The 6,324-nt window shown below is 65.7% G+C and carries 8 protein-coding genes and 1 pseudogene; 5 read left to right on the top strand and 4 right to left on the bottom strand.

The genetic code is table 11. The features are described from left to right. Positions 1–981 precede the first annotated feature (981 nt). Positions 982–1,611, top strand: coding sequence for a hypothetical protein (locus ACRX5S_RS16310; RefSeq protein ID WP_436773633.1), 630 nt, complete (start codon positions 982–984; stop codon positions 1,609–1,611). A gap of 20 nt (positions 1,612–1,631) precedes the next feature. Here ACRX5S_RS16310 and ACRX5S_RS16305 read toward each other — a convergent pair whose 3' ends face one another. Next, positions 1,632–1,853, bottom strand: a complete 222-nt coding sequence (locus tag ACRX5S_RS16305; protein WP_436773632.1) for a hypothetical protein — start codon at positions 1,851–1,853, stop codon at positions 1,632–1,634. A gap of 161 nt (positions 1,854–2,014) precedes the next feature. Between ACRX5S_RS16305 and ACRX5S_RS16300 the strand changes: the two genes are divergently transcribed. From ACRX5S_RS16300 to ACRX5S_RS16290, 3 genes and pseudogenes are all read left to right on the top strand, one after another. Then, positions 2,015–2,413 (top strand): hypothetical protein, encoded by a 399-nt coding sequence (locus ACRX5S_RS16300; RefSeq protein WP_436773631.1) that lies wholly within the window; start codon positions 2,015–2,017, stop codon positions 2,411–2,413. Positions 2,414–2,641: 228 nt separating this feature from the next. After that, positions 2,642–2,875 (top strand): annotated as a pseudogene (locus tag ACRX5S_RS16295) (winged helix-turn-helix domain-containing protein); the annotation flags it as partial. 388 nt (positions 2,876–3,263) lie between these two features. After that, positions 3,264–3,782: a hypothetical protein gene (locus tag ACRX5S_RS16290; protein WP_436773630.1), complete on the top strand. Its 519-nt coding sequence runs from the start codon at positions 3,264–3,266 to the stop codon at positions 3,780–3,782. Positions 3,783–3,938: 156 nt separating this feature from the next. Here ACRX5S_RS16290 and ACRX5S_RS16285 read toward each other — a convergent pair whose 3' ends face one another. Together ACRX5S_RS16285 and ACRX5S_RS16280 are read right to left on the bottom strand one after the other, a co-directional pair. Continuing rightward, entirely contained in the window at positions 3,939–4,514 is a 576-nt protein-coding gene (locus tag ACRX5S_RS16285; RefSeq protein WP_436773629.1) for a hypothetical protein, read from the bottom strand. Positions 4,515–4,613: 99 nt separating this feature from the next. After that, positions 4,614–5,525: a phosphotransferase enzyme family protein gene (locus ACRX5S_RS16280; protein ID WP_436773628.1), complete on the bottom strand. Its 912-nt coding sequence runs from the start codon at positions 5,523–5,525 to the stop codon at positions 4,614–4,616. A 73-nt stretch (positions 5,526–5,598) separates the two neighbouring features. Here ACRX5S_RS16280 and ACRX5S_RS16275 point away from each other — a divergent pair, with 73 nt between their 5' ends. Continuing rightward, a complete protein-coding gene (locus ACRX5S_RS16275) occupies positions 5,599–5,787 on the top strand; it encodes a hypothetical protein (protein ID WP_436773627.1) in 189 nt (62 codons plus the stop codon). Between the two features lie 38 nt (positions 5,788–5,825). On the opposite strand, the gene ACRX5S_RS16270 is transcribed toward ACRX5S_RS16275, so the two are convergent. Continuing rightward, positions 5,826–6,233 (bottom strand): MarR family winged helix-turn-helix transcriptional regulator, encoded by a 408-nt coding sequence (locus ACRX5S_RS16270; protein ID WP_436773626.1) that lies wholly within the window; start codon positions 6,231–6,233, stop codon positions 5,826–5,828. Positions 6,234–6,324 lie beyond the last annotated feature (91 nt).

The following is a 6,324-nucleotide window of genomic DNA, read 5'->3' as shown; positions in this document are numbered from 1 at the left end:
TGAAGACATCCAACCGGCGTCAGGCACCCCGAAGCCAACCGGCAACCCGGTCAACGTTTCCGGTCACAGCACTAGCCAAGTTCGTGTGCCTCCTCCCGCGCCCTTCGCGTCGACCTGGTGCCAAACCGCGCGATGTGCAATGGGGCCGCCACCTTCTCTATGTCGGGGTCATCGAACGCCTCGTCTCGTGCGGGCAGCGTCACGCCCTCGGTTGGGTGGCAGTACGTGGCTTGCGCCTCATCCCAGACCGAGCGCCGCCGGAGCGGTCGAGGCGGTGGTGTAACGCGGAACCTTTGTCCGCTCGTCGCAGGCACGCTCGAACATCACGCGACCCGCGGGCTCCGCCGCACCGACGACGGCCGATACGTCGTCGCGGAGGCGAGCCTCTGGAAGGTTCAGGGGCACCCAACGCAAGGCTGCATACGCGGAGACGCACCGTAAGTAGCTATGGCCCGTTCTCCGTGCTTGTCGGCTCCGAGTGTTGAGGTACCACCCAGCCACGTGCACCCGCGCTGTTCACCGCGCGCCAGCCTCACTGGACCGAGCGCGTGCGTCCCCCCATGCCCATGCCTACGAGGCGAACGCCTGTATCGCTTGTAGGAGTTGGAACCCCCGGGCGATGAGTTCTGATGTTCTGCACCGTTCCCTGTTGGAGAGCTAGTCTTGAACTGGCCAGCACACCCGACGACTTGCTCAGTGGTGGCACCGTTCACGCTGCCGATGGCGAAACGCCGATGCGGCGACGGCCGAGACGACGGACTCGATCAGGCGAAGCGGAGCGGTCGAAGACTACCTCTGACACAGTCGACTAGTGCGGGCACCAAGGCGACGGCATCTGTGTGTGACCGGACGCGCGATGGGCCCGGATGCTGTGGGGTATGTCCGTGGGGAACAGGCCGTGCATGTGCCCAACGCCGAAGGGACGCACCCGAGATGCAGACTGCACCCGCCCGTCGTCCTCGGTCCGTGCCAGCGCCTCTCGTGGCATTCGCGCCCACGATCATGTGGCTCGGGGCCGGCCTCTTCGTTCTCGCAGCGATATTCCTGTTTAACGCGTTGAGGACGCGCGCACTTGGTCCTGAATGCGGCGGCACTCCCATGTCCCCTGAGGACATCTGCCGCACCACGTTCAGCGGCGGAGGCACGAGCACTTCGGACTACAACGACGCGGTCAGGGACTACGAGCAAGCATGGCCCATCGCGCTCTGGTTCGCGCTGCCCGCGATCGGCCTGGGAGCGGCCTGTCTCGTGTGCGGTGTGCTGTTGCGGCGCGCGAGCGTGCGGATCCCGGAAGGCGACGACCACTCAGGCCAGGAGGCGGCGGTGGAACGCCTTTTGGAAGAGTTCGAGCAAACCGGGTCTCTACAGCTTGGCGAACTGGCGCTGTCCGGCACCGGAGCATCCGACGCGCACGGCAACCACTTGCCCTGGAGCACGGACTGGCGGGTGATCGGCATACGGGCACCTAAGAAGCGCGCCCAAATCGTTGTCGACGCCCCCGGAAAGCGTTGGCTGTCGGCCGCCGTTCCGAATGTCCCCAAAGCCCGAACTCTCCTTCGGATCCTGGCGATTTACCACACCGCCCCCGAAGGCTCGGACTCTGTCCCCTGAAACGCCTGCGATCTCATCGGCTATCGCAGACTCTCAGACACTTCGTGCTCATCCACACAGGTAAGAGCTGCGATCTCGACACACAGGCTGAGCGCACGCAGGTCAACGAACCGGATGCCGGTATCCGCCTTGACCTTGCCGAGTTGTACGAAGTTCGCGCCCGTCATGCGGGCGTCGCCTTGCAGGTGTGTGAGTTCCGCCAAACCCAGGAGCCGCAGCTCTTCGGCCAGTTCACGCGCCACGCCGCGCGTCGTTCCGGCCCCCGCACGTACGCCAAACCGCCGGTTCGAAGACGTCGGCCCGCGGCTCGTTCGACGCTCTGTTCCCAGAGACCCGAAGGATGCGGTTGGAGTCCGGGCTGGGGGTAGTCGGTTGTCACACTGCGCAGATAGCGTCCGGCCGCATGATCGTGCGACCTTCACAGCAGTGGCGCGAAGCCGTGGCAGATGAGTCTCGGCGTCTCGCTGACGGAAGCCTCGCGTCCGGCGATGCGTTCATGGCCCGTCTGTATCCGACTGCCAAGATCGAGGAAACCGATGCAGTGCTTGCCGGTTTCGCGGAGCGTCTGCTCGCCCTGTCAGACCTCACAGATGCCGCGGTGCTCGCGCTCGTTGAGGCAACCGTGCTCAGCCTCAACGATGTCAACCGACGACTCGGGTCGGTATACGAGACCTCTGAGCGCGAGGAGCTTGCCTACTACTTGATCGAGGCACTTGAGGATCACGGTGCGGACGTCACGGCACTCATGGCGCGCCGAGGACAGGAGCGATACGAACTGACCGACGAATGGCGCGACTGGTAAAACTGCCCGGTGAGCCCGAAGCCATTGGCCGGAGACCTGCCCGCGTTGGCAAAGGAACCACCGCGAAAGTGTGCAGCATCTGTGCAATGATACTGCGCCCGCCTCGCTGCGGGGTTCGGTCAGCTGGAGAGCAAGAGCATTGCTGCACCGCGCAGTTGACGGAGCTAACGCTTTTGAATCATGGATCTGACATTTCACGCAACACTGCGCAAGTAGCTCCTTGAAGCACTCCGTGAACGTGGCGGCAGTCTGTCGAAGCAGGAGGCCCTTCGACACATGGAGCGACGCTACGGTTCGCGGCTTACGGAAGACGACCGACTTCCGCAACCGTCGAACCAGGAAACGAAATGGGAGAACCGGACCGCTTGGGAACGTCGCCGCCTGGTGGAGGAAGGTCTGCTTGAGCCGTACCGCGCGGGGGCTGCCCCGCGAGGGCAGTGGACGTTGACCGAAGCGGGATAGGCCGCGGCTGAACCAGTGCGTTGATGTCGACGAGGACCGAGATCTCGCTGTGCACGGGCGAAGCGCCGGAACCGCAGGGATCGTGTTTTGTTCGCGTCGGCAGAGTGCCCGCCGAAGTCCGCTGTGCCGGGCACGCCCCGATCCACAGCGGACCAAATGCGTTCGCGCTTGCGGCGTCTGCGCGCCACGCTCGCGGGTAAGCGGATCGCGGCTGATGGGTCCTCAGTTGTCGGGCGGCGCCCGCCACTCAACCGAAGAAGCCCCAACCCGGATTCGCAGTGGACGCGGTGTGACCTGGACCGCCTGCTGCGGACGTTGTGCTGTGGCTGACCGGAGCGGGAGCTTGCTTGCGGCGCCGTTCGAACTTGTGGTTGGCCGGGAGGGGTTCGTGCAGAGGTTCGCCGGTCTGCGGTACCGAGTGCGGCGATCCCTTGTTCTTCCCGACGGGCCTGGCCTGTACGAACGGCCTTGGGAAGTCACGCTGTTCGACTATGTGCGGCAGGATGCCCGCGGCTGGCACTTCGACTGGTGTGGAGAACACGTATCGAGTCCCGTACGCCACCTACAGCACACCGATGGCCGCGTCGGGGTAGCGGACGCGAACACGTTCATCCCCGTGTACCCGACGATGCTGCACCTGATTGAGTCTCACGCGCTCTTCGATGCTTACGCGGACTGGGAACCGTTCGGGCTGTCTGTGGGCTTTCCGTTGGACCGGCTGAGAGTCGAACTGCCCATCGTCCGTGAGGCGTCCGGCCCGTGGGCGCGTTGGTATGCCGACGGCGAGTTAGCGCTGCACGAGAACTTGATGTGGACCAGCATCGAGCCCCGTCGGTGGCGCCTCAGCGTCTGGGCTCGTGAGGCGATCGGTCGCCGTCGGCTGGGGGGGATCATGTTGTCCGACTAGCTGCGGGAGTACGGGAACACCCCTAGGCGGTACGGGGTTTCGTTTGCGCGCGCTCTGTGTCGGTGGCGGATTCGATGGGGCCGGTGGCACCGACGTACTCGTGGTCGAACAGCATCCAAGGTAACTTGCGCGCCGACGCCGGGTGCCGGGTGCCGTCTATGGGGTGGTTCCGTGCCGCCAAGTGGTGGGTGGGGTGGTTGTCAGGTCTATCAGGGCAACGTTGGGGGCTACGCGTTCCAGAACCCGTGCGAGAGAGGGGAGGTCTACCGTTGCCATGGCGGTTGGTCGGCTGGCGGTTGCCAGGGGGCCGGCCAAGGCGCGGCTGAGGTGCCTTATCCACTCCGGTCCTGCGCCGGCGAGTTCTGTGGAGCCGTCGGCCTTTAGGACGGCGATGCACTGGTGCTGCTTCTTGTTCTCCATCGCCCAGTGGATCAGGCCGCCCACTTCGGACCATGGCATGCGTACGACTGTGCCTCGTGGGTCCGCCAGGACGGGGCCGAGGAGTAGGCCTGTCGCGTCCGCCCGGAGAATCGGGGTCGAGCGCAGTGGTGCGGATGCGATCAGCACCATGCCCAGGCCGAAGAACGCCCAATCCAAGATGGCGATCCACAGCGGCATGCCGGGAATGAAGCCGAGTGCGACGAAGGCCGCGCAGCCGACGAACGCGCCGACAATGCGCGGGTTCCATCGGTAGCGCAGTTCATAGATGTCGGTTGGCGCGTCCACGATCACATGCCTCCGCGTAGGAAAGGTCGGGCCCACGGTAGGGGACGGTGGCGCAGGCGGGCCCGGCGGTGTCGGAACGCGCGGTGGTGATCAGGGCTTTGGTTGTCAGAACGCGTGCCAGTGGCGGCGGTCTGAGCCGGTACGCAGGTCGCCGATCCGTTGGGCTACCTCAGATGCAATGTCGGGGCTGTGGCCGGCGTTTTGGGCGAGCCATACCACCATGTCCAGTTCGCGGATGTCCGCGAGGACGGGGTAGCCGTACCAAGTCATGACGTCGAACCCGTACGCGCGGACGAAAGCCTCGTACTCGGCCTCGGTGTGCCAACCGAGTCGATCGACATTCAGCGCCGGCACCACGAGGTCCCACTCGCGCGGGCCTATCGCGAACCCATCCAGATCGATGAGTACGGGGTGTCCGTGGGCGTCGAGTAGGCCGTTGCCTACATGCGCATCGCCGTGGAGGACGGCGGGCGGGAGGGCGAACTTCAGTTCTGCGTAGTGCGCTTGGAGTTCGGCGGCGCGGGTCGTCAGGAATGTCAGATCGGTCCGGCTGAGGGATGAGAGGGTACGGAGCCTTCGGAACGCGTCGGCCAGGGGGTCGAGCTTCGGCAGCCTTGGGGCCTGTGGAACGTTCAAGGTGTGCAGGCGGGCCAGGAGTTGACCCAATTGCTTGGTGCTGACGAAGCGCTCTTCGGTGGCGACGGCTTGCCAGAACGTCACCGATTGCCCTGCGGCAGAGACCGGTTGTGGAAGTCCGGGCAGAAGTCGGGCTGCTGGATAGGCGACCTCCGCCAGCCACTTGGCTACTTGGACTGATCGTTCGACCGAGTCCTTCGACGTCGCGGACCGGGCAACGCGCACGACGACGGGCCCGGTCAGACGGAAGACCGCGTTCTCGCCGAGGCGTATCAAGGTCGCGTCGTCGGCGTCGAGCCCTGCGGTGGCACAGGCTTCGGCGAGGAGCGCGGTGGCGTGCTCCACGGTGAATGCTGTGTCAGGAGCGAGATCCCCGGTCATGTGAGCGACGTTAGTGGCGCGGTCCGAGGGCCGGCGGGGGGCGCGGCGTAGATAGTGCGGGGAGGGTGCGGGCGTGGGGCGGCGGAGGTTCGTGGCTCGGGGGGTGCCCGGCAGGTATCGGATCTGGGACAACCGTCGGGGGCGGTGGTGGGGGGAGACGTATGAGCTGTGCCCCGATGAGTTGCTGGTTGAGTTGAACGGGGCCAGGGATCATGCGCGGGTTGTCGCGTTGGTGAAGAGGTATCGCGGTTTGAAGCGGTAGGTGGCTTGAGGGAGTCATCGGGGGTCGGCGGACCGGCGTCAGGCGAGGAGTGCGCTGACGAGCGGGGCGAGGGTGGCGCCCACGGGCTGGGTCCTCAAGGAGTCTTCGAGGGCTTGGGCGTACGTGGGGGCCGCGGTGGCGAGGGCCTGACGGCCGGTGTCGGTGATGACGGAATAGACGCCGCGGCGGTCGGCGGGGCAGAGGTCGCGGCGCGTGAGGCCGTCGGCTTCGAGGCGGGCGGCGAGGCGGCTCACGGAGCTCTGGTTGAGGCCGATGCGGGTGGCGAGGTCCTGCATGCGGAGTTCGCCGCCGTGGGCCGTGGAGAGGTGGCAGAGCGCGCGGTACTCGGAGAGGCCGAGGTTGTGCGCGCGCTTGAGGGCGCGTTCGAGGTCGTGTTCGACGCGGGCGTGGAGGGTGGTGAGTTCGTCCCAGCGGGTGGGGTCCATGGGATGCCCTCCTTCGGCGGCGGACCTTCGTTCATCGGATCTTGCTGTTGACATGAGCTTACATGCATGCGCAACATATGCATGTGCAAGC

It is taken from the genome of Yinghuangia sp. YIM S09857 (assembly GCF_051388915.1).
In the GTDB taxonomy this organism is placed as follows: domain Bacteria; phylum Actinomycetota; class Actinomycetes; order Streptomycetales; family Streptomycetaceae; genus Yinghuangia.
Note: the sequence above shows the minus strand (reverse complement) of the source record. Positions and strands in the feature narration are given on the sequence as shown.

Excerpts from the sequence above, each read along its gene's own strand:
- ACRX5S_RS16300 (WP_436773631.1), top strand. The coding sequence starts at position 2,015 with ATGATCGTGCGACCTTCACAGCAGTGGCGCGAAGCCGTGGCAGATGAG.
- ACRX5S_RS16270 (WP_436773626.1), bottom strand. The coding sequence starts at position 6,233 with ATGGACCCCACCCGCTGGGACGAACTCACCACCCTCCACGCCCGCGTC.
- ACRX5S_RS16280 (WP_436773628.1), bottom strand. The coding sequence starts at position 5,525 with ATGACCGGGGATCTCGCTCCTGACACAGCATTCACCGTGGAGCACGCC.